Genomic DNA, 21,857 nt, shown 5'->3' with positions numbered 1-21,857 from the left:
GATTGTTTGATCGGCGGTGCATTTTGATGACACCTCACGCCACGTCATTCCTGCGCCTTGCCGCGCTGCGGCGGCCGCCTGTCACCCGCTCGGCAAACGCGGCGGCGGTGAGGGGTCGGGCGAACAGCCAGCCCTGACCGTAGATCACCCCCTCGCTGTTGAGCAACGCCGCCTGGGATTCGAACTCGATGCCCTCGGCGATCACCTTGAGCTGCAGGGCATGGGCCATACGGATGATATGCGGTGCCACACCGCTGCTGGCAGCATCGTGGCCCAGCGCATCGATGAAGGCCTTGTCGATTTTCAGGCAATCCACCGGCAGTGTCTGCAAGTAGGCCAGACTGCAGTAACCGGTACCAAAGTCATCGATCAACACCTGATGGCCGCGATCACGCAGCGTCTGCAAATGATTGCGCGCCACCACCGCATCGATCAGCCCCCGCTCAGTGACCTCGAACGCTATCTGCCGTGCAGACACCTTGTGCAACGCCAGTAACCGGGCAGTGATGCGCCCGATGCGCGCCGACATGACGTCGCAGGCCGCCAGATTGACCGAGATGTACAGGTGCGGATTGGCGCGCAGCAAAGGCCCCAGTTGCTCCAGTGTTTGTTGCAGCACGAAGTCGGTGATCTGGCGTATCTGGCCCGTGTTTTCAGCCAGCGGAATGAACAGATCAGGGCTGGTTACCGTGCCGTCCGGCCGATGCCAGCGCACAAGCGCCTCGCCCCCCACGCACAGCCTGGTATCGAGGTTGAAGATAGGTTGATACAGAACTTTCAATTCGCCACGACGCAGCGCACGGTTCAGCTCGGCCCCCAGCGATTTGCGCTGACGCAGCACTTGAAACACCAGCGCCCCGACGCACAGCGATATCAGCAGGCTGGCGGGCACCAGCAGCCACCAGGCGCCGGTCATGTCGTCGCGCAGACCGGTACGCGGCGTGATCAGCACCAGTTGATACTCCGGACTCTGGGTGGCCATGCGGTAGACCAATTGCGTGGCCGTGGTGATCAGCGGCTCGCTGCCGTGCGCCTTCCAACCCGGAACAGGCCACACCTGTGCGGGGCCAAGCACTGGTATCGCGCGGGCTGCGTCATCAAGAACCACCAGCAGACTGCCCCCGACAGGAAGATCGACGACATCCGTCAGATGACCACGCGACGTGGACACCCGAAAGTCGCCACGCCCCATCACCAGCGCCGCCAGGTTATCGTCCGGCTGGGCCGAGGTGTTCAGCCAGTAGTCGTACGTAGGCCCCCGAATGTCGGGCGTTCGGGTTTCCGCCAGCAGCGTTTTTCGCGGCCAGCTTGAGCAGGCGCGGGCATCGCCGACATAAGCGGCTTCGTAGATAAAGCGGTGGCTGGAAATGACCTCTCGCAGACGCCCCAGCATCTCCGGACTGCAACGTCGCAACGGTTGATGCTCGAGCTGGTCCAGCCCCGACTGCAACTGGCCAAACAGCTGCTCGAGCCTGACCAGAAAGCGCTCGCCCTGAGCGTTCATCTGCTGACTCTCGGTCTGCCGCGCCTGCTGCAAGGCCAGCATCAGACTGCCCGTCAGCAACACGGCCGCGCTGAGCAAGGCTGCGAGCAATGCCAGCAGCCAAGGGCGGGAAAGGGTCGTTCGAAGACGCGGTGACGCAATCGGCATCGGTGGATACTCAGAGAGAGTACCCATCAGTTATAGCAACAAGCGCGGAGTTGGCCCGTCGAAAGAACGGGCCGGATCTGCGCTCAGTTCGCGCGGTTGAGGACCTGCAGGATGGCAGCGCTCTGCGCATCTGGCTCGCCGTCGAAACGCTCTGGCCGGAAATGCATCTGGAAAGCGGCCATAACCTCTCGTGTGGCGGTGTCCAGCTCACCCGTCTGAGGTGTTGTGTAACCCAGGCGTGCCAGTTGCTGCTGGAACCAGCCGATCGTTGGCAGGTTGTTCATCATCAGCGCCTGACGCTGCGCCACCAGCCGTTCGTCGGGCCAGACGCCAAGGCCGTCTGCGGCCAGTCGCTTCCAGGGAAACAATGGCCCCGGATCCATCTTGCGCGCCGGTGCGATGTCGCTGTGTCCGATGATGTGTTTCGGCTCGATCCTGTTGCGTTTGACAATGTCCTTGAGCAGCACCTTGATCGACTGGTACTGCGCCTCGGTGTACGGATACCACAGACGGCCTGTCGGCGTTTCGGTGTACCCCGGATTGACGATCTCGATGCCGATGGAGCTCGAGTTCAGCCAGGTGCGGCCATCCCACTCGCTTTCACCCGCGTGCCAGGCGCGAGCGCTTTCATCGACGAGTTTGTAGATGGTTGCAGAGGCGTCATCGCTGATCAGGTAATGGCTGCTGACCTCGCCGTGGGTCAGCAATTGCAGGGACCGCTCGAGTGAGGCGGAGGTGTAATGCATGACAACGTATTGAATACGTCCGTCAAAGTTTGCCGAGGGATGACTGGTGTCCAGTCTTGGGCCGCTGGAGCAGGCGGTCAGGGCAATCAGGAGAAAAGCAGCGAGGTACAACTTCATGGGATCAGACTACGTGCGCGATTAATGCAACATCATAACAAACCGTGCACCAATAGCTCATGGGCTATGACAGCTGTTTGTCCGGAACAGCGCATCAGCCCTGTTCGACCTTGTTCCGGCCGTTTTCCTTGGCCCGGTACAGCGCCTGATCGGCGCGCTTGATAGCCACTTCACTGCGCTCGCCGGAGCGAAACGCTGTCACGCCCATGGAGACCGTGATGGTCACGCGCTCGCCCTTGAAGTGAAACGGGCAGAGTTCGACGGTTTCCCGCAGTTCGTTCAGCAATTGCAGACCTATGGTGACAGGCGTGGCCGGCATCAGCACCACAAATTCTTCGCCACCGAAACGGGCCAGAAAATCACCTGGCCGCAGGCGTTTTTTCAGAACGCTGGCGACGATCTTCAACACCTTGTCGCCCGCCAGATGCCCGTAGCCGTCGTTGATCCGCTTGAAATGGTCCAGATCCAGGATGCCGACCAGCAAACTGTCCTTGTGCTGCTGCCAGAGGATCATTTCCTGCTCGAGTCGCTCTGCCCAGGCCGCGCGGTTCGCAAGCCCCGTGAGCGGGTCGATCAGGGCCTTCTGCCGCTGCTCTTCAAGGTTGGTTCGAAAGCCCAGCGCTTCCTGCTCCATGCTCGCGACCCGGGCGGCGAGACTTTGCAGGCGGGACGCGACTTCCTGCTCACGCGTATCACGCTTGCGCTGGTAGTCGTCCATGGTGCTGAGCAGGCCTTCCAGGCGATTGTCCAGCACCAGCTTGAGGCTGGGCAGGTCGGACGCGTCCTGAACGCTGCTCTGCAATCCGCCCACCTGCTCGCGCAGTTGCTCGTTGAGGTCGCGAACCGAAGACTCGCCCTGAGCATGGTCTTCACTGGCCGCCTGCAGGTGGCTCTGAAAGGACTCGAGTCGCTCGTTCAGTTGCTTGAGGTAAGTACCGAATTCCTGCTGCCCGCCGTTGTTGATCGCCAGCATCAGCACGGCGAGATCATCCAGGATTGGCAACAGTTCGTACCAATTTAACCCGTGCCTGAGCCGCAGTTGCATGGCCTCGACCTGAGGCCGGTAGTGCTCGGACAGCGTCAGGTCGGCAAGCAGCCCCAACAAGGTTTCTTCGATGTGTGCGGCCACCGAGCTGTAACTCGGTTCGGGCGCAGAGGGCAGGGCATAGCCATCGTCTTCGGCCTGCTCATCAACATCGCTGTCAGCGTCCTCTTCAGGCACCTCATGCTCGCTGACTGGCACCGGTAACTGCTGGAAAGGCACGCTCGGCGTCGGCGTCAGCATGCCCTCGATATCACTGTCGAGCATGAGCTCGGCCACAGGCACGACGACCATCGGGGCAGATGGTGTTGCATCAATCGGTGGAAGAACCGGCTCGGCAGCCTGACTGATTGCAGGCTCTTCAACGTCAAGCGCCTGCGCTGGCGGCTCGGAAGGTATGACAGCGACAGGCTCAGGCGTGGCAGCGACTGCCGGCGCATCGTGTGGAGCGACAGCGACTACTTGCGCAGGCTCGACCGAACGCTCAACGGGTGCTCCGGGCTCCGGATCCTCGTGTGCATACTGTTCTGCGTGGGGGGCATCGCGCTCATGATCGGAAGAAGACGGCGTTTCGGCAGGTATGACAGCATCGGGATGGGGTTGAGCCTCGCCATGCTCATCCCGTGAGCCGAACAGACGCTCCAGCAACCCGGGTCGATGGCCTTCTTCAGGTTTTTCCAGCTGGGTCAGTGCCTTGCCTTGCAGGCCGCTCAGTTCACTGAGCAGCAACGGCAGCTCGCGTGCCTGCGAGGCCCGCTCTTCAAGGTCTTTGGCAAACCGCTTGAGCGGCTTGCGCACGTCGCGCGGCAGCGGCAGGGCTTGCAGTTGCGTCACCAGCGCGGTCAGGGCGGAGCTGATCTGACCGACCCGGACTTCGCGCCGGTGCTCGGAATCCAGCACGGCTTTTTCAAGACGCGGAATCAAGGCCGCAAGGCCCGCATCCATATCGTCCTTGCGCACGATTTCGCGCATTTCCTTCATGCATTCGTCGACAGCACGGTCAGAGCCTTCTGCCGCCAGACTGCTTCGCACCAGACCTCGCCGCAACAGGTCGAGCCGCGCATCCCAGCGCTTTTCAAGCTTGTCCTGTTGTTCGATTCCCTTGAGGTACTTCTCTCTCCAACGCTCCGCGTCGTCGCTCATGCAAGGCTTCCACCAGAGGGCACAGGCAGCGAGTCCCCACACAGTGAAGCAGGCAGGCGAATCTCGACAGCAACCGGCAGGTGATCGGAAATGGGTTGAGCCAGCACCTGTACGCGCTCAAGTGTCAGGGTCGGGCTGAGCAAAATATGATCAAGGCAGCGTTGTGGCCGCCAGCTGGGGAACGTCGCTTCGATCTGTGGAGCCAGCAGGCCCAGATCCCGTAGCGGCGAATGCTCCAGCAAGTCATTGGCGTGGGTGTTCATGTCGCCCATCAGCACCTGATGACGATAGCCGCCAATCAGTTCACGGATGTAGGCCAACTGTCGCGTTCGGGTTCGCGTGCCGAGGGCCAGGTGCATCATGACCACCACCAGCGCATCGTCACCCTCGCCGAAGCGCACCAGAATCGCGCCACGTCCGGCAGGGCCGGGCAGCGGGTGGTCTTCGATCTTGGCGGGACGCAGACGGCTCAGCACGCCATTGCTGTGCTGAGCGAAGCGGCCAAGGTTGCGATTGAGTTGCTGATACCAGTAAGGAAAGGCACCCAGCTGGGCAAGGTGCTCGACCTGGTTGACGAAGCCGGAGCGCATGCTGCCGCCGTCGACTTCCTGCAAGGCAACCAGATCGAAATCATGAAGCAGATCGCCGATCTTCTTCAGGTTGCCTGCCCGCCCGACGTGCGGCAGCAGGTGCTGCCAGCTGCGCGTCAGGTAGTGCCGGTACCGCTCGGTGCTGATACCGACCTGGATATTGAAACTGAGCAATCGCAGCCTGCCGTCTTCGGGCAGACCACTTTTGCTCAGATGATGTTCGTTGACCCGCGGATCATGCAGGCCAACGACTCGCTTTGTGCCCTCGCCCCAGCGGCCCATGACCGGCGCTTACTTCGCCGCCTGGTTGGCCGCCCGCTCTTTGGCGATCAACTGGTCGGCCACCTGCAGGGTGGCTTCCGGACCACCGGCAGAACCGAGGTCAAAGCGGTACTTGCCGTTCACGATCATCGTTGGAACGCCGGTTACTTCGTACTTCTTGGCCAGTTCCTTGTATTGCGCGATCTTGCCCTTCACAGCGAAGGAATCGAATGTCTTGAGGAACTCGTCCTTGTTCACGCCCTGTGTAGCAACAAAATCAGCCATGTCGTTCTTGTCGGTCAGGCGCTTGCCACCCTTCTGGATCGCATCAAATACCGCCGCATGAACCTTGTGCTCGACGCCCATGGTATCGAGCGTGATGAACAGTTGGCCGTGGGCATCCCATGGGCCACCGAACATGGCAGGAATACGGACGAAGTTTACGTCGGACGGCAGTTTTTCAACCCATGGATTGATGGTCGGCTCGAACGCGTAGCAATGCGGGCAGCCATACCAGAACAGCTCCACAACTTCGATCTTGCCTGGTACTGCAACAGGCACAGCGCTGCTCAGCTCGACGTATTGCGGCTTGCCTGCCTGAGCAGGCTCGGCAGCTTGAGCGGACATACCGAACAGACTGGCGGCAACCAGTGCGGCGCTGATGATCAGATTACGCATGCTTTACTCCTGGGCAGATTGAATCGCCTTCAAGCGACGGTCTTTTCGACCGAACGCGAAAGCCTGAGTTCGTTAGTGTAACGCTGGCGACCACAAAAAAGGGCAGCCGTAGTGGCCCTTTTTGCAGACGACGTGAATCAAGTCACCCCGACAAGCACGGCCGCTCAGTGCAAGCCCTGAATATAGTGCGCCAGCGCCTCGATGTCCCGGGTGCTCAGTTTGGCAGCAATGGCACGCATGACTTGCGTATCGCCATCATTGGTCCGGTCACCTTCACGAAATGCCGTCAGCTGCTTCTTGATGTAATCGGCATGCTGGCCGCCAAGATGAGGAAAACCTGCCTGGACATTGCCGCTGCCATCCGGCGAGTGACAGCCGGTGCAGGCGGGCAGACCCTGATCCAGCCTTCCGCCCCGAAACAAGGCTTCGCCCTGCGCGACCAGATCCGGGGACGCAGCGCCGACACTGCCTTTCTGACGAGCGTAGTAAGCGGAGATGTCCGCAAGGTCCTGATCGGTGAGAGTGTTCAGCATGCCGGTCATTTCCACGACCACACGCTTGCCGTCCTTGATCTCGCGCAGTTGCTTGAGCAGGTAGCGCTCACCCTGGCCCGCCAGTTTGGGGAAGTTGGGCGCCAGGCTGTTGCCATCCGGACCGTGACAGGCGCCGCATACCGCGATTTCTGCCTGTCCGGCGGACGCGTCGCCCACCGGGTCGGCAGCCTTGGAAGCGGCGCAGATGCCCAGCGCCAGCAGCAGACTCACGAATAGTTTGTTCATCAGGTCATCCGATCAGCCAAGGGGGTGAAAAGTCGGGTAGCCCGTGACTTGCGTATCCAGAAGGATAGTCGGCAAATCCTGGCCACTGCTGTCCTTGCACGTTCCACACAGCGCAGCGGCATCGCCTTTGACCCTGTGACAACTGCCCTGAAGCCCGATGACTCAGCAAAAACCTTTCAGGTTGAAAGCGGACTGCGTTCTAATGCGCATATTGATTTCGCTTAACTGTGCACGCTCCCACCGGGAGACGAAAGCACACACAAAATTTGCGGCATTATATACTCGCGCTACCCAAACGGAAACGACACCCCTTGCCGCTTGCCTTGCAGGCAGGGCCTTCACCGGAAATCACATGCAACTCAAGAACCCCATCCTCGGTCTGTGCCAACAGGCCACCTTCATGCTCAGCGCCGCCAAGGTCGACCAATGCCCCGACGACGAGGGTTTTGAAGTCGCGTTCGCCGGTCGTTCCAACGCGGGCAAGTCCAGCGCACTGAACACCCTGACCCACGCCAGCCTGGCGCGCACCTCCAAGACGCCGGGCCGTACCCAGTTGCTGAACTTCTTCGGCCTGGACGAGGATCGCCGTCTGGTCGACCTGCCGGGTTACGGCTATGCCAAAGTGCCTATTCCGCTCAAGCAGCACTGGCAGCGCCACCTGGAAGCCTATCTGGGCAGCCGCGAAAGCCTGAAGGGTCTGATCCTGATGATGGACATCCGTCATCCAATGACCGACTTCGACCTGCTGATGCTGGACTGGGCAGTGGCAAGCAACATGCCGATGCACATTCTGCTGACCAAGGCCGACAAACTGACCTACGGCGCAGCCAAGAACACGCTGCTCAAGGTCCAGTCGGAAATCCGCAAGGGCTGGGGCGAAGCCGTCACCATTCAGCTGTTCTCGGCGCCCAAGCGCATGGGCCTGGAAGAAGCCTACACCGTGCTGGCCGACTGGATGGAGCTGGAAGACAAGGCACCCGCCGAATAAAAACAGCGGGCAAAAAAAACCCCGGACTTCGAATGGGGAGGGGGAAGTTCCGGGGTTCAAGGTCCAGACCTTAGGGTGGGGTCCGGATATCTGCCAACACTTAACACAACATAGGAGCGCGATTAGCTTTTCAACCAATCGCGACGTCTGACTCCTGCCTGGATGGTTAAGTTCCAGCAATGAAGAAAAGTTCACATTTCCTACAGCATTTGACGAACTTGATGACAAGTTCGCCATTATGCCGTCAGTGCGCCTCGTCCCAGTTGTTGCCCACACCGACTTCCACCAGCAGCGGAACCGCCAGTTCAGCCGCGCCACTCATGTGCGGACGGATCTGCTCGCTGATCTGATCGACCAGATCTTCGCGTACTTCCAGTACCAGTTCGTCGTGCACCTGAAGGATGACCCGCGCGTCCAGACCGGACTCATCCAGCCAGCCGTTCACGGCCACCATCGCCTTCTTGATGATGTCGGCAGCGGTGCCTTGCATGGGCGCGTTGATCGCCATACGTTCCGCGCCCTTGCGCAGCGACGGGTTCTTGGCATTGATGTCCGGCAGGTACAGGCGACGCCCGAAGATTGTCTCGACGAAGCCCTGCTCAGCCGCCTGAGCCCGAGTGCGCTCCATGTAATCGAGCACGCCGGGGTAACGGGCGAAGTAGCGATCCACGTAAGCCTGCGACTGCTTGCGGTCCACGCCGATCTGCTTGGCCAGACCAAAGGCGCTCATGCCGTAGATCAAACCGAAGTTGATCGCCTTGGCGCTACGGCGCATGTCGTTGGTGACGTTTTCCAACTCGACGCCAAAGACTTCCGCTGCCGTCGCGCGGTGCACATCCAGATCGTTGCGGAAGGCGTGCAACAAGCCCTCGTCCTGCGCCAGATGCGCCATGATCCGCAGTTCGATCTGCGAATAGTCGGCCGCCAGCAGCTTGTAACCTTTCGGCGCCACGAACGCCTGACGGATGCGACGGCCTTCAGCGGTGCGGATCGGAATGTTCTGCAGGTTCGGATCACTGGACGACAGACGTCCGGTCACCGCAACGGCCTGATGGTAGGAGGTGTGGATCCGGCCGGTGCGCGGGTTGATCTGCTCGGGCAGGCGGTCGGTGTAGGTGCTCTTGAGCTTGCTCATGGAGCGGTACTGCATCAGCACCTTGGGCAGCGGGAAATCCTGCTCGGCCAGCTCGGCCAGAACGGCTTCAGCGGTGGAAGGCTGCCCGGTCGCAGTCTTGCTGAGGATCGGCATGCCGAGCTTTTCGTAGAGGATCACGCCCAGTTGCTTGGGTGAGCCCAGGTTGAACTCTTCACCGGCGATGGCGAAGGCTTCGCGCTCCAGCGCAGTCATCTTGTCGCCCAGTTCCACGCTTTGGATGCCCAGCAGGTTGGCGTCGACCAACGCGCCTTGACGCTCAATACGCGCCAGCACCGGCACCAATGGCATCTCGATGTCGTTCAGCACCGGTTGCAGGGTCGGAATGGCTGCCAGTCGGGCTTCGAAGACTTCGTGCAGGCGCAGGGTCAGGTCAGCTTCTTCTGCGGCATAGGGGTAAGCCTGCTCCAGGGCAATCTGATCAAAGGTCAGCTGCTTGGCGCCTTTGCCGGCAATGTCCTGAAAGTTGATCGGGGTGTGCGTCAGGTACTTGGCCACCAGACTGTCGCGGTCGTGACGAGTGGCCGTGGAGTCCAGCACATAGGACTCCAGGATCGTGTCGAATTTGACGCCCTGCAGATCAATGCCCTGGCTCTGATCGCCACCCAGCGCACAGTTGGCGAGCAGGTTGATGGCGAACTTGGCGTGCTGGCCGACCTTGATCTTGTCCGGGTCTTCAAGCAACGGCTTCAGGGCCTTGAGCACGGTGTCGCGATCCAGTTGCTGCGGCACACCCATGTAGGAGTGGGTCAACGGAATGTAGGCCGCTTCGTGGGTCTGGATGGCAAACGACAGGCCGACCAGCTGTGCGCGCTGCGCGTCGGTGCCGTTGCTCTGGGTAACGATAGCGAACAGCGGCGCAGCCTGAAGCTTCTTCAGCCAGGCGTCGAATTGCGCCTGCTCGAGGATCACCTCATACGCGGCCTCCTTGGTCACCACGGGCGCTTCTTCGACCGCCAGTTCCTGTCCGGCACGCTTGGCGTCGCGTTGCAGGTCTTCGATCCAGCTCTTGAATTCGAGCTCGGCGTACAGCTCCATTAGTGCATCGCGGTCCGGTTCGCCACAATGCAACTGGTCCAGTTCGATGTCCAGCGGCACATCGATCTTGATGGTCGCCAGTTCATAGGACAGGAACGCCATGTCGCGATGTTCTTCGAGCTTGGCCGCCAGCGTCTTGGCACCACGGATCGGCAGGCCTGCCACTGCTTCAAGATTGCCATACAGTTCTTTCAGACCACCGCCGACGCCGACCAGCAGACCAACGGCCGTTTTCTCGCCCACGCCGGGAACGCCCGGAATGTTGTCAACCTTGTCGCCCATCAGCGCGAGGTAATCGATGATGTGTTCAGGACCGACACCGAATTTCTCTTTGACGCCAGCAATGTCCAGCACGCTGCCGGTCATGGTGTTGACCAGCGTAATATGGCCATCGACCAGTTGCGCCATGTCCTTGTCGCCGGTGGAGATGATCACCGGACGATCGGCTGCCGCGCTGCTGCGGGCCAGGGTGCCGATCACGTCGTCCGCCTCTACGCCGTCGACGCACAGCAGCGGGTAGCCCAGACCTTTGACACAGGCGTGCAGCAGATCGACCTGCACGCGCAGGTCGTCCGGCATGCTGGGACGATTGGCCTTGTATTCGGCGTACAGCGTGTCGCGAAAAGTACCGCCCTTGGCATCGAACACCACCGCAAACGGGCTTTCCGGGTATTGCCGGCGCAGGCTCTTGAGCATGTTCAGCACGCCTTTGACGGCGCCGGTCGGCAACCCTTTGGACGTGGCCAGTGGAGGCAATGCGTGGAAGGCACGGTAGAGATAAGAAGAACCGTCCACCAGGACGAGGGGTGCTTGGCTCATGAGCAGAATCAACCTTTTCGGCGGGTCCGGCGCTAGAATGCGAGGACCATTGACAACAAAGGGGCAAGGTTATCATGCGCAAGGCAAATCGACTGTTGTTGACCGGCTTGTTGGTAATCTGTCCTTTGGTTGCAATCGGCGCTGAAGATTCGCCCTCGGCGGCACCGGACGTCACGATCCGCACCGACGGTGACAAGACCATTCAGGAGTACCGCCAGAACGGCTTCCTGTATGCGGTGAAGATCACGCCCAAGCATGGCAAACCCTATTTTCTGGTGCGCGCCGATGGGACAAGCCCCAATTTCATTCGTTCGGACCAACCGGACATGCTGATCCCGCAGTGGGAAATATTCAGCTGGTAACACCCTACATTCACTTATTGCTGGCAGTCCTGATATGTCCGTTTTTACCCCACTGGCTCGGCCCGAGCTGGAAACATTCCTCGCCCCCTATGGGCTCGGCCGTCTGCACGACTTTCAAGGCATTGCCGCCGGTAGCGAAAACACCAACTACTTCATCAGCATGGAGCAGGGCGAGTTCGTTCTGACGCTGGTCGAACGCGGTCCGGTGCAGGAGATGCCGTTCTTCATCGAGCTGCTGGACGTGCTGCACGACGCCGATCTGCCGGTGCCCTACGCCTTGCGCACCACCGACGGCCAGGCGCTGCGCGAGCTGGCGGGCAAACCGGCGCTCTTGCAGCCGCGCCTGCCGGGCAAACACATCAGCCAGCCGAATACGCAGCACTGCGCACAGATCGGTGAGCTGCTGGCCAACCTGCATCTGGCGACACGTGAACACGTGCTGGAACGCAAGACCGATCGCGGTCTGGACTGGATGCTGAGCGAAGGTCGCAATTTCCTGTCGCATCTGGGTGATGCGCAGAACGCATTGCTGGACACGTCGCTACAGGAAATCGAAGACCTCAAGTCGCAGATACTGGCGCTGCCTCGGGCCAACCTGCACGCCGACATGTTCCGCGACAACGTGTTGTTCGAAGGCACGCACCTGACCGGGCTGATCGATTTCTACAACGCGTGCTCAGGCCCGATGCTCTACGACCTGGCCATTGCGCTGAACGACTGGTGCTCGCGTGAAGACGGTCAGATCGACCCGGTCCGCGCCCGTGCCATGCTGGGCGCCTACGCTGCCCTGCGGCCGTTCAATGCGGCTGAAGCCAAACTCTGGTCAACCATGCTGCGCGTTGGCTGCGTGCGTTTCTGGCTGTCACGCTTGATTGCGGCAGAGACCTTTGCCGGACAGGACGTACTGATTCACGACCCCGCAGAATTCGAACAGCGCCTGGCACAGCGTCAGGAAACGCACATACCGCTGCCGTTTGCGCTGTAATTGATCGATCGTTCCCACGCGCTCATCGTTCTACACAAGTCCGTCTCTACACTGATCGTGCCCATCGCTCCGCGTGGGCATGCCGCCCGTGACGCTCCGCGTCACATTCGAGGGCGGACGCGGAGCGTCCTGAGAGGCATTCCCACGCAGAGCGTAGGAACGATCATCATAGCCAGATGACTTGTGTATAACGGTGAGCGCGGAGCGTGGGCACGACTCACCGGGTTTAAATCCCCGACAGACACCCACTCAGGTCATCCGCCAGTTTCTGCACGACCTGCTCGTAACCCTGAGCGGTCGCTGGCGTGTAGCCGCCCAGCGCATCCAGCTCGGCCAGTTTCACCGGCAGGCCTGCGCTCAGGGTTTCCGCCAGACGTGGTCGCAGCGGGGGTTCGCTGAACACGCAGGTCTTGCCGGCCTCTTTCAAACGCTCACGCATCGCAGCCACATGCTGGGCGCCGGGCTGAATTTCGGCAGCGATGGCGAATACACCGGTGTGCTTGAGGCCATACGCCTCTTCGAAGTAATCAAACGCTTCGTGGAACACGAAAAACGGCTTGCCCGTGACCGCGCTCATCTGAGTCTTGATGCGGCTGTCCAGCGTATCCAGCCGCTTGGCAAATGCCTCGGCATTGCGTGTGTAACGCGCTGCGTTGGCCGGGTCCGCAGCACCAAGGTCCGACGCCATCTTCGCGGCGATCACCCGCGCGTTGACGGTCGAAAGCCACAGGTGCGAGTCCAGACTGCCGGGCATGTGATCGTGGTCGTGCTCATCCGCACCATGCGCGTGGTCGTCGTGATCATGATCATCGTGCGAGGCATTGTCCGCGCCGAAGTGGCGCAGGTACATGCCGGGCAACGTCTCTACCGCGACCGAAGGCTGGCTGCGCCCTTGAAGCACTCGTGGCAGGAAGGTTTCCATGCCGGGGCCGATCCAGTAGAGCAACTGCACGTCCCTGACGCGCCGTACGTCGGATGGCCGCAGCGCATAGTTATGCGGCGATGCACCCGGTGGCAGCAACACCTCAGGCGTACCGACACCATCCTGCACAGCCGCGGCAATCAGTTGCAGCGGCTTGATGCTGGTCAGAATCCTGACCTCGGCCTGGGCTGAAGGGACGGCCAGCAGACTGGCCCACAAAATGACGCAAAGGTTAAGAAAACGGCGCACGTAAAACACTCATATCGGGCGGGAACAGGTAACATAATAACGTCTCTGGCAAATATCGTCGCTGCTCATGCCCAATACTCCCCTGGCTAGTCGCCCCCATGATCACTCCCATTGCGTGCATTCGGCACTCGCCGAAGCCGATGCGCTGTGCGCCAGACAAGGTCTGCGCCTGACCGCGTTGCGCCGTCGCGTGCTGGAACTGGTCTGGCAAAGTCACAAGCCGCTGGGTGCCTACGACATCCTTGCGGTCCTGAGCGAAGAAGATGGCCGTCGCGCTGCGCCGCCGACGGTCTACCGCGCCCTGGATTTCCTTTTGGAAAACGGCCTGGTCCATCGCATCGCGTCCCTTAACGCCTTCACCGGCTGCAACCACCCGACCCACGCGCATCAGGGCCAGTTCCTGATCTGCCGCGAGTGTCACGCGGCTATCGAGTTGCAGCACCCGGCCATCAGCAATGCCGTGGTCAACGCTGCGGTCGAGGTCGGTTTCGAGGTCGAAGGTCAGACCGTCGAAATCGTCGGGATCTGCGCTGGTTGCAAGGCTGCCTGATGAGTGACGCGCTGATTCGCCTGGAACAGGTGGCCGTCACGCTGTCCGGGCAAAACGTGCTGGATAACATTCAGCTGAGCGTAAAACCCGGCGAAATCGTGACCCTGATCGGCCCCAACGGCGCAGGCAAGACCACGTTGGTGCGTGCTGTGCTGGGTTTGCTCAAGCCTGACTCGGGCACTGTGTGGCGCAAGCCTAAGCTGCGCATCGGCTACATGCCGCAGAAGCTGCATGTCGATCAGACCCTGCCGTTGTCCGTGTTGCGCTTCCTGCGTCTGGTGCCCGGCGTGGACCGGGCCGCTGCAATGACCGCGCTGGAAGAAGTTGGCGCCGAAAAAGTCATCGACAGCCCGCTACAGGGAATTTCCGGGGGCGAGATGCAGCGTGTTCTGCTGGCGCGCGCCCTGTTGCGCGAACCGGAACTGCTGGTGCTCGACGAGCCGGTGCAGGGCGTCGATGTGGCCGGGCAGGCCGAGCTGTACAGCCTGATCACTCGTTTGCGCGACCGCCACCGGTGCGGCGTACTGATGGTGTCCCACGATCTGCATCTGGTGATGAGCACCACGGATCAAGTGGTGTGCCTGAACCGCCACGTCTGCTGCTCCGGTCACCCCGAGCAGGTCAGCCATGACCCGGCGTTCGTCGAGCTGTTCGGCAAGAATGCGCAGAGTCTGGCGATCTATCACCACCATCACGACCACGCCCATGATCTGCACGGCGAAGTCGTGAGCGATGCCTCGAACGCTACGCCGCATTCCCACACTCATGTTCACGGAGACAGCTGCAAGCATGGCTGATTTTCTACTGTATGCCTTGCTCGCAGGCGTTGCTCTGGCCGTGGTTGCTGGCCCGCTGGGGTCATTCGTGGTCTGGCGGCGCATGGCGTATTTTGGCGACACCCTTTCTCACGCAGCTCTGCTGGGCGTGGCCCTTGGCTTTCTGCTGGATGTCAGCCCGACCATCGCGGTGACCTGCGGTTGCCTGTTGCTGGCGGTGCTGCTGGTCACGCTGCAACAGCGCCAGCCACTGGCGTCGGACACCCTGCTGGGCATACTCGCGCCCAGTACCCTGTCGCTCGGGCTCGTGGTACTGAGCTTCATGCACGAAGTGCGCATCGACCTGATGGCGTATCTGTTCGGCGACCTGCTGGCGATCAGCCCGACCGATCTGGCCTGGATTCTGGGCGGCAGCGCCCTGGTGCTGGTGATGATCGTGGCGCTGTGGCGGCCTTTGCTGGCCGTGACCGTGCATGAGGAACTGGCGAAGGTCGAGGGCCTTCCCGTGGCGGCACTGCGTATGGCGCTGATGCTGTTGATCGCCGTAGTGATCGCCGTGGCGATGAAAATCGTCGGTGTGCTGCTGATTACATCGCTGCTGATCATTCCGGCAGCTGCGGCACAACGTCACGCTCGCTCGCCGGAGCAGATGGCACTCGGCGCGAGCGTGCTGGGCGTGACCGCCGTGTGTATTGGACTATCGTTATCATGGTTCAAGGACACCCCGGCCGGACCGTCTATAGTGGTATCCGCTGCGGCGTTGTTCTTGCTCAGCTTTGTTCTCCCCAAGCGAGCGGTGTAGACTTGCTCGTTTTTTGCGCAAACTAGAGAATCGCAGGAATGAAGCCGCTCGCCCCACGCCATCTGCTGCTGATCGCCTTTTCCATCCTGTTGGGTGCCTGTCAGAGTGCGCCCACTGTCGAGACGCCTGTGGCCGAAGCTCAGCCGAGCGGGTTCGCACAGCTCGATCAGAGCATCACCAGCAATGAGCTGGCGACGGCTGAAGATCAGCTGGCTGCATTGCAGGCAGCGGCGCCCACCGATATCCGTCTTGAAGCCTTCCAGCGCCGGCTGGCCGAGGCCTACCTGAGCCGCAGTCAGATCGGCCTGCAGAAAGGCGACATGAATGCCGCCGCCAACGCCCTGAGCCGTGCGCGCGCACTGATGCCCAAGGCACCGGCGCTCACCAGCGGCGTGAACGGCGCTATCGCGCATGCCCGCAAGGCTGAGCTGGAAAAGGCAGAGGCTGAATTGCGCGAAGCCGAAGCGCGTCGCGTGGCGAAACTGATCGATCCATCGGCCATGAGCACCACCATCGACCTGAAGATCGGCGACATGCTGAAACTGCGTCGGCAACTGGATGACATTGCGGCAGATACCGTGGCGTTCAACTGTGACGTGCTGCTGGTCGTGCCGCGCACCGACGATTACCCGTGGTTGGCGACGCTGTTGACCAAGCGCGTGGTGAAGATCAATCCGGATTTCGAACTGGACATGAGCCGCCAGATCAATCGCAAGGAACAGGCCTACATCGTGCTGACGCCTGCAAGGTCCTGATCGAGCTTCCCTCCAGAATCTGATCGTGCCCGTGCTCTGCGCTCATCGTTATACACAAGTCGCAACGCGCATCTGAAGCGGGCACTATTTGGGCCGTGGGAGCACTTGTCCGCGAAAGCTGGTACACCCGATGAAGATGCAGCGCCTGAAACGCAGTATTCGCGGACAAGTCCGCTCCCACTTTCAGATACCGCATTCCTTCAGGTCGATTTGTGTATAACGATGAGTGTTCTGCATGGGCATACAGCCGTGACGCTCTGCGTCACACTCAAAAGCGGACGCGGAGCGTCCCGAGAGGCATTCCCACGCAGAGCGTGGGAAGGACATCGGTCGTAAAGGCCTGCCTCGACGGGCTAGATCCTCAAGCCGGAACAGCCTTGGCTTTCGGCTCACGCGCCCAGACACGGTGCTGTGCAATGGCGTCGAAGAAGGCTTCGAACGAAGCGCTATCCGATACGCACAGCAGGCCGGTGTCTTCATCCAGATGCAGCAGCTTCAACAACTCTTTGGCTTCTCCGGACAGCGAGATGGCCTTGAGGTGCTTGTAGGCTTCCAGAATGAAGTGCAATGCCACACCGTCAGTGCTCAAGGCTTTCACCGAGTCGGCACCCCCCGGTACGAACACTGCGTCGAACGCTACCGATGGCAGGCCCTCGGCTGAAGCATCGACCGGCAGGCTCTTGCCATCGGCTGTGTTGACCGGGGCAGAGGTCGGGCCGAGTACCTTGGCATGGGCGCCTTTGGCTTCCAGTGCGGCTTTCATGGCATCGACTGCTTTCCCATCAACACCGTTGGCCACCAGAATCGCCACCTTGCGCGACGCGATATCGCCGGACAGCAGATTGTCCTGGCTCAGCGCCGGAGACGGTTTCACGGAGGCCTTGCTCGCTGGAACCGTACGCGCGGTTGGCGCTGGCAAACCGAGGTTCGCTGCAACACGGCCAGCCAGTTCCAGGTCGATGTTGGCCAGAATCTCGTTGACCTGACGGGCACGGATGTACTCGCGCTCGACCTTGCCCAACTCGAAGCTGTAAGCCGCGATGATGTGCTCTTTCTCGTGGTGGCTCATGCTGTTGAAGAACAGTGTGGCCTGGGAGAAGTGATCGCCGAACGACTCGCTGCGCTCACGCACCTTGTGCGCTTCCACGCGTTCAGGATAGGTCTCGAAACCGCCATCGACGGCTGCCGCTGGAGTTTCTTTCGGCCAGCCGCCATCGATCGAGTTCGGCTCGTAGGAAGCGCGGCCCTTGTCGATGGTGGTGCGATGCTGTGCGTCACGCTGACCATTATGGTTAGGCGACACAGGACGGTTGATCGGGATCTCGTGGAAGTTCGGCCCACCCAGACGGCTGATCTGCGTGTCGGTGTAGGAGAACAGACGACCTTGCAGCAGCGGGTCGTTGGAGAAGTCGATGCCTGGCACCACGTGGCCCGGACAGAACGCAACCTGCTCGGTCTCGGCAAAGTAGTTGTCCGGGTTGCGGTTGAGGACCATCTTGCCCAGCGGCGTGACCGGCACCAGTTCCTCAGGAATGATCTTGGTCGGGTCCAGCAGGTCGAAGTCGAACTTATGCTCATCTTCTTCGGACACGATCTGGACGCCCAGTTCCCACTCGGGATAGTCGCCCATCTCGATGGATTCCCACAGGTCGCGGCGGTGGAAGTCGGTGTCTTTACCGGCCAGCTTCTGGGCTTCATCCCAGACCAGCGAGCAGACGCCGTACTTCGGCTTCCAGTGGAATTTCACGAAGCTGGATTTGCCTTCGGTGTTGATCATGCGGAAGGTGTGAATGCCGAAGCCCTGCATGGTGCGCAGGCTTTTCGGAATGGCACGGTCAGACATGGTCCAGAGCACCATGTGCGCGGATTCCGGCACCAGCGAAACGAAGTCCCAGAACGTGTCGTGAGCGGACCCGCCCGTAGGGATTTCGTTATGCGGCTCAGGCTTCACGGCATGCACGAAGTCCGGGAACTTGATGGCATCCTGAATGAAGAAGATCGGCATGTTGTTGCCAACCAGGTCGAAGTTGCCTTCTTCGGTGTAGAACTTGACCGCAAAGCCGCGTACGTCACGCACGGTATCGCCCGAGCCGCGTGGACCCTGTACGGTCGAGAAACGCACGAACACCGGGGTCTTGTGGCCCGGATCACGCAGGAAACCCGCCTTGCTGAGCGCGCCATGGTTTTCATACGTCTGGAAATAGCCATGCGCAGCAGTACCGCGGGCGTGGACGATACGCTCCGGGATGCGCTCATGGTCAAAGTGCGTGATCTTTTCACGCATGATGAAATCTTCGAGCAGCGATGGACCACGGCTGCCTACTTTGAGGGTGTTCTGGTTGTCGGCAATCTTCACACCCTGATTGGTGCGCAGCGCCTGTTGAGTGGCGTCGGAACGGAACTGCTCGAGGCTGTCGAGCTTGGCGTTGGTGTTGCCACGATCCAGTGTGTCGGTGCCGGCCAATTCGCTCTTGGACGTTTCGGTCACCGGTGTTTTCTCGTTAGCCATCAGAAAAACTCCTCATGTTCGACCCAATCATGGAGTTGGGTTCGCTGATTACGACTCCCTGGGCGTTCGCCGGAAATCACGGTATCCAAGAAGTGACCGGGTTGAAAAACAGCCGTTCCGTTTATTTTTTGATCATTGGCACGAGTGGTCACGTTATGTCCGTCCGGCAGGTCGCCCTGCAAATAAATGCTAAGCACAGCGGGCCGGACAGGCTAAAATGCGCGCCCGGCTCAATCCGGCCGAGGTAACGAAGCAAGCAGGCACCGCCCGCTGCGCTGATTTTTTAACGCGCCCCCACAAGGTTCGCTCCGTGATCGAGTTTCATAACGTCCACAAAACCTATCGGGTGGCAGGCAAGGAAATTCCGGCCCTGCACCCCACCAGCCTGCGCGTCGAAGACGGCCAGGTGTTCGGCCTGATCGGTCATTCCGGTGCCGGCAAAAGTACGCTGCTGCGCCTGATCAACCGCCTGGAAACGCCCAGCGGCGGACAGATCGTGGTTGACGGTGAAGACGTCACTGCGCTGGACGCCAATGGCCTGCGTCGTTTTCGTCAACAGGTCGGAATGATCTTCCAGCACTTCAACCTGCTGGCCTCCAAGACCGTGGCCGACAACGTCGCCATGCCGCTGACCCTGGCAGGCGACATGCCGCGCAGCCAGATCGACCAGCGCGTCGCCGAGTTGCTGGAGCGGGTTGGACTGTCCGATCACGCGAAAAAATACCCGGCGCAATTGTCAGGCGGCCAGAAGCAGCGCGTCGGCATTGCCCGCGCCCTGGCCACCAAGCCGAAGATTCTGCTGTGCGACGAAGCCACCAGCGCACTGGACCCGCAGACCACTGCGTCGGTCCTGCAACTGCTGGCCGAGATCAATCGTGAGCTGAAGCTGACCATCGTGCTGATTACCCACGAGATGGACGTGATTCGTCGCGTCTGCGATCAGGTCGCCGTCATGGACGCCGGCGTGATCGTCGAGCAGGGCAAGGTGGCCGATGTGTTTCTGCATCCGCAGCACCCGACCACCAAGCGCTTCGTGCAGGAAGACGAACAGATCGATGAGAACGAACAACGCGACGACTTCGCCCATGTCGAAGGCCGTATCGTGCGCCTGACCTTTCAGGGCGATGCGACCTACGCGCCGCTGCTGGGCACCGTGGCGCGGGAAACCGGCGTCGATTACAGCATCCTGGCCGGTCGCATCGACCGCATCAAGGACACACCTTACGGACAACTGACGCTGGCCATTACCGGCGGCGACATGGACGCTGCATTCGCGCGCTTCACCGCCGCTGATGTCCACATGGAGGTGCTGCGCTGATGGACGCCTTTCTGAACCTGTTCTCCAACGTCGACTGGTATGAAATCTGGGTTGCCACCGGCGATACGCTGATCATGCTCAGTGTGTCGCTGGGCTTCACCATCCTGCTCGGCCTGCCGCTGGGCGTGCTGATGTTCCTGACCTCGCCACGCCAACTGCTGGAACACAAGCAGCTGTATGCCACGGTCGGGCTGATCGTGAACATGCTGCGTGCCTTGCCGTTCATTATTCTGCTGATCGTCATGATGCCGCTGACCGAGATCATCACCGGCACATCGCTGGGCATTCTGGGCACGCTGCCGCCACTGATTGCAGGTGCCACGCCGTTCTTTGCACGTCTGGTGGAAACCGCCCTGCGTGAAGTCGACCGCGGCATCATCGAAGCCACACAGGCCATGGGCGCCACCACCCGGCAGATCATTCTGAAGGCGCTGCTGCCTGAGGCGCGCCCTGGCATCTTCGCAGCGATTACCGTCACCGCCATTGCGCTGGTGTCCTTCACCGCCATGGCGGGTGCTGTCGGCGCAGGCGGGCTGGGCGATCTCGCCATTCGTTATGGATACCAACGTTTTCAGAACGATGTGATGTTCGTGACGGTCGTATTGTTGCTGGTGCTGGTGCAGATTCTGCAAACCGTCGGCGACAGACTGGTCGCGCACTTCACACACCGTTGATCGAATCAGTTGGCATCGGCCTGCCGCAGGCGGGCCTCAAAGGAGTTGTTGCATGAAAAAGCTATTGGCCGTATTTGCCGCCGTAACCGCACTGTCCGCGCAGGCCAACGAAACCCTGACCGTCGCAGCCTCGGCCGTGCCCCACGCCGAGATTCTGGAGTTCGTCAAACCGACCCTGGCCAAAGAAGGCGTGGACCTGAACATCAAGGTCTTCAACGACTACATCCAGCCGAACGTGCAGGTCTCGCAGAAGCGCATGGACGCCAACTTCTTCCAGCATCAGCCGTACCTGGATGAGTTCAACAAGGGCAAGGGCACCGATCTGGTCGCCGTGACCAAAGTTCACGTCGAGCCGTTCGGTGCCTACTCGGACAAATTCAAGAAGCTGGATGAGCTGCCAAATGGTGCCAACGTCGCGCTGCCCAACGATGCCACCAACGAAGGTCGTGCGCTGTTGCTGTTGGCCAAGGCCGGTCTGATCACTCTGAAGGACCCGACCAGCATTCTGTCCAAGCCGTCGGATGTGGTGAACAACCCGAAAGACCTGAAATTCCGCGAACTGGAAGCCGCCACGCTGCCACGCGTGCTGACCCAGGTCGATCTGGCGCTGATCAACACCAACTACGCGCTGAGCGCCAAGCTTGATCCGACCAAGGACGCGCTGATCATCGAAGGTGCCGAGTCGCCTTACGCCAACATTCTGGTTGCCCGCCCGGACAACAAGGACTCGGACGCGATGAGGAAACTGGCCGCTGCGCTGAACAGCCCGGAAGTCAAAACCTTCCTGGCCGAGAAGTACAAAGGCGCCGTGGTTCCGGCGTTCTGAATCCCTGACCGCTAAATCCCTGATCGTGCCCATGCTCCGCGCTCATCGTTATACACAAGTCCGCCTCACCACTGATCGTGCCCATCGCTCCGCGTGGGCATGCATCCCGTGACGCTCCGCGTCA

19 protein-coding genes are annotated in these 21,857 nt (G+C 60.7%); 10 read left to right on the top strand and 9 right to left on the bottom strand.

The window, feature by feature from the left end:
- Positions 1 to 34: 34 nt before the first annotated feature.
- The 6 genes from QRN20_RS19765 to QRN20_RS19740 all read right to left on the bottom strand — a co-directional run bounded on the left by QRN20_RS19765 (position 35) and on the right by QRN20_RS19740 (position 7,007).
- Complete coding sequence (locus tag QRN20_RS19765) at positions 35 to 1,651, bottom strand: EAL domain-containing protein (protein WP_029243052.1); 1,617 nt, start codon at positions 1,649 to 1,651, stop codon at positions 35 to 37.
- 83 nt (positions 1,652 to 1,734) lie between these two features.
- Positions 1,735 to 2,514: an N-acetylmuramoyl-L-alanine amidase gene (locus QRN20_RS19760; protein WP_088234269.1), complete on the bottom strand. Its 780-nt coding sequence runs from the start codon at positions 2,512 to 2,514 to the stop codon at positions 1,735 to 1,737.
- A 94-nt stretch (positions 2,515 to 2,608) separates the two neighbouring features.
- Positions 2,609 to 4,699, bottom strand: coding sequence for a GGDEF domain-containing protein (locus QRN20_RS19755; protein ID WP_088234268.1), 2,091 nt, complete (start codon positions 4,697 to 4,699; stop codon positions 2,609 to 2,611).
- The gene (locus tag QRN20_RS19750; protein WP_004887642.1) at positions 4,696 to 5,571 is read right to left on the bottom strand and encodes an endonuclease/exonuclease/phosphatase family protein; all 876 of its coding nucleotides are present in this window, start codon (positions 5,569 to 5,571) and stop codon (positions 4,696 to 4,698) included. The genes QRN20_RS19755 and QRN20_RS19750 overlap by 4 nt, the downstream gene beginning before the upstream one ends.
- 9 nt (positions 5,572 to 5,580) lie before the next feature.
- Entirely contained in the window at positions 5,581 to 6,228 is a 648-nt protein-coding gene (locus QRN20_RS19745; RefSeq protein ID WP_029243055.1) for a thiol:disulfide interchange protein DsbA/DsbL, read from the bottom strand.
- 164 nt (positions 6,229 to 6,392) lie between these two features.
- The gene (locus tag QRN20_RS19740; protein WP_029243056.1) at positions 6,393 to 7,007 is read right to left on the bottom strand and encodes a c-type cytochrome; all 615 of its coding nucleotides are present in this window, start codon (positions 7,005 to 7,007) and stop codon (positions 6,393 to 6,395) included.
- Between the two features lie 352 nt (positions 7,008 to 7,359).
- Between QRN20_RS19740 and yihA the strand changes: the two genes are divergently transcribed.
- Entirely contained in the window at positions 7,360 to 7,995 is a 636-nt protein-coding gene (gene yihA, locus QRN20_RS19735) for a ribosome biogenesis GTP-binding protein YihA/YsxC (RefSeq protein WP_004887638.1), read from the top strand.
- A gap of 244 nt (positions 7,996 to 8,239) precedes the next feature.
- Here yihA and polA read toward each other — a convergent pair whose 3' ends face one another.
- Positions 8,240 to 11,005 carry a DNA polymerase I gene (polA, locus tag QRN20_RS19730; protein ID WP_088234267.1) on the bottom strand — a complete coding sequence of 922 codons (2,766 nt, stop codon included), beginning with the start codon at positions 11,003 to 11,005 and terminating at the stop codon, positions 8,240 to 8,242.
- A 74-nt stretch (positions 11,006 to 11,079) separates the two neighbouring features.
- Here polA and QRN20_RS19725 point away from each other — a divergent pair, with 74 nt between their 5' ends.
- Together QRN20_RS19725 and QRN20_RS19720 are read left to right on the top strand one after the other, a co-directional pair.
- Positions 11,080 to 11,367, top strand: a complete 288-nt coding sequence (locus QRN20_RS19725) for a DUF2782 domain-containing protein (RefSeq protein WP_004887635.1) — start codon at positions 11,080 to 11,082, stop codon at positions 11,365 to 11,367.
- A gap of 34 nt (positions 11,368 to 11,401) precedes the next feature.
- Positions 11,402 to 12,352, top strand: coding sequence for a homoserine kinase (locus tag QRN20_RS19720; RefSeq protein WP_029243058.1), 951 nt, complete (start codon positions 11,402 to 11,404; stop codon positions 12,350 to 12,352).
- A gap of 226 nt (positions 12,353 to 12,578) precedes the next feature.
- Here the strand turns inward: QRN20_RS19720 and znuA are convergent, their stop codons facing one another.
- Positions 12,579 to 13,523 carry a zinc ABC transporter substrate-binding protein ZnuA gene (znuA, locus tag QRN20_RS19715; RefSeq protein ID WP_122754954.1) on the bottom strand — a complete coding sequence of 315 codons (945 nt, stop codon included), beginning with the start codon at positions 13,521 to 13,523 and terminating at the stop codon, positions 12,579 to 12,581.
- Between the two features lie 67 nt (positions 13,524 to 13,590).
- Between znuA and QRN20_RS19710 the strand changes: the two genes are divergently transcribed.
- The 4 genes from QRN20_RS19710 to QRN20_RS19695 are packed head-to-tail and all read left to right on the top strand — an operon-like array spanning position 13,591 to position 16,406.
- On the top strand, positions 13,591 to 14,073 hold the full coding sequence (locus QRN20_RS19710; RefSeq protein ID WP_057408094.1) for a Fur family transcriptional regulator: 483 nt from the start codon (positions 13,591 to 13,593) through the stop codon (positions 14,071 to 14,073).
- A complete protein-coding gene (gene znuC / locus QRN20_RS19705; protein ID WP_004882532.1) occupies positions 14,073 to 14,870 on the top strand; it encodes a zinc ABC transporter ATP-binding protein ZnuC in 798 nt (265 codons plus the stop codon). The genes QRN20_RS19710 and znuC overlap by 1 nt, the downstream gene beginning before the upstream one ends.
- On the top strand, positions 14,863 to 15,651 hold the full coding sequence (gene znuB / locus QRN20_RS19700) for a zinc ABC transporter permease subunit ZnuB (protein WP_004882531.1): 789 nt from the start codon (positions 14,863 to 14,865) through the stop codon (positions 15,649 to 15,651). Before znuC ends, znuB begins: the two co-directional genes overlap by 8 nt.
- 38 nt (positions 15,652 to 15,689) lie before the next feature.
- A complete protein-coding gene (locus QRN20_RS19695) occupies positions 15,690 to 16,406 on the top strand; it encodes a PA5502 family lipoprotein (RefSeq protein WP_285361038.1) in 717 nt (238 codons plus the stop codon).
- 361 nt (positions 16,407 to 16,767) lie between these two features.
- Here QRN20_RS19695 and katE read toward each other — a convergent pair whose 3' ends face one another.
- A complete protein-coding gene (katE, locus tag QRN20_RS19690; protein ID WP_285361037.1) occupies positions 16,768 to 18,915 on the bottom strand; it encodes a catalase HPII in 2,148 nt (715 codons plus the stop codon).
- 310 nt (positions 18,916 to 19,225) lie between these two features.
- Between katE and QRN20_RS19685 the strand changes: the two genes are divergently transcribed.
- The 3 genes from QRN20_RS19685 to QRN20_RS19675 are packed head-to-tail and all read left to right on the top strand — an operon-like array spanning position 19,226 to position 21,733.
- Positions 19,226 to 20,233, top strand: coding sequence for a methionine ABC transporter ATP-binding protein (locus QRN20_RS19685; RefSeq protein ID WP_122430334.1), 1,008 nt, complete (start codon positions 19,226 to 19,228; stop codon positions 20,231 to 20,233).
- Positions 20,233 to 20,907 (top strand): methionine ABC transporter permease, encoded by a 675-nt coding sequence (locus tag QRN20_RS19680; protein ID WP_004882526.1) that lies wholly within the window; start codon positions 20,233 to 20,235, stop codon positions 20,905 to 20,907. Before QRN20_RS19685 ends, QRN20_RS19680 begins: the two co-directional genes overlap by 1 nt.
- Before the next feature lie 52 nt (positions 20,908 to 20,959).
- A complete protein-coding gene (locus tag QRN20_RS19675; protein ID WP_058430479.1) occupies positions 20,960 to 21,733 on the top strand; it encodes a MetQ/NlpA family ABC transporter substrate-binding protein in 774 nt (257 codons plus the stop codon).
- Positions 21,734 to 21,857 lie beyond the last annotated feature (124 nt).

This window comes from Pseudomonas sp. fls2-241-TYG-175 (genome assembly GCF_030209155.1).
GTDB lineage: Bacteria > Pseudomonadota > Gammaproteobacteria > Pseudomonadales > Pseudomonadaceae > Aquipseudomonas > Aquipseudomonas viridiflava.
This window is presented reverse-complemented; position numbering and strand designations above follow the sequence as displayed.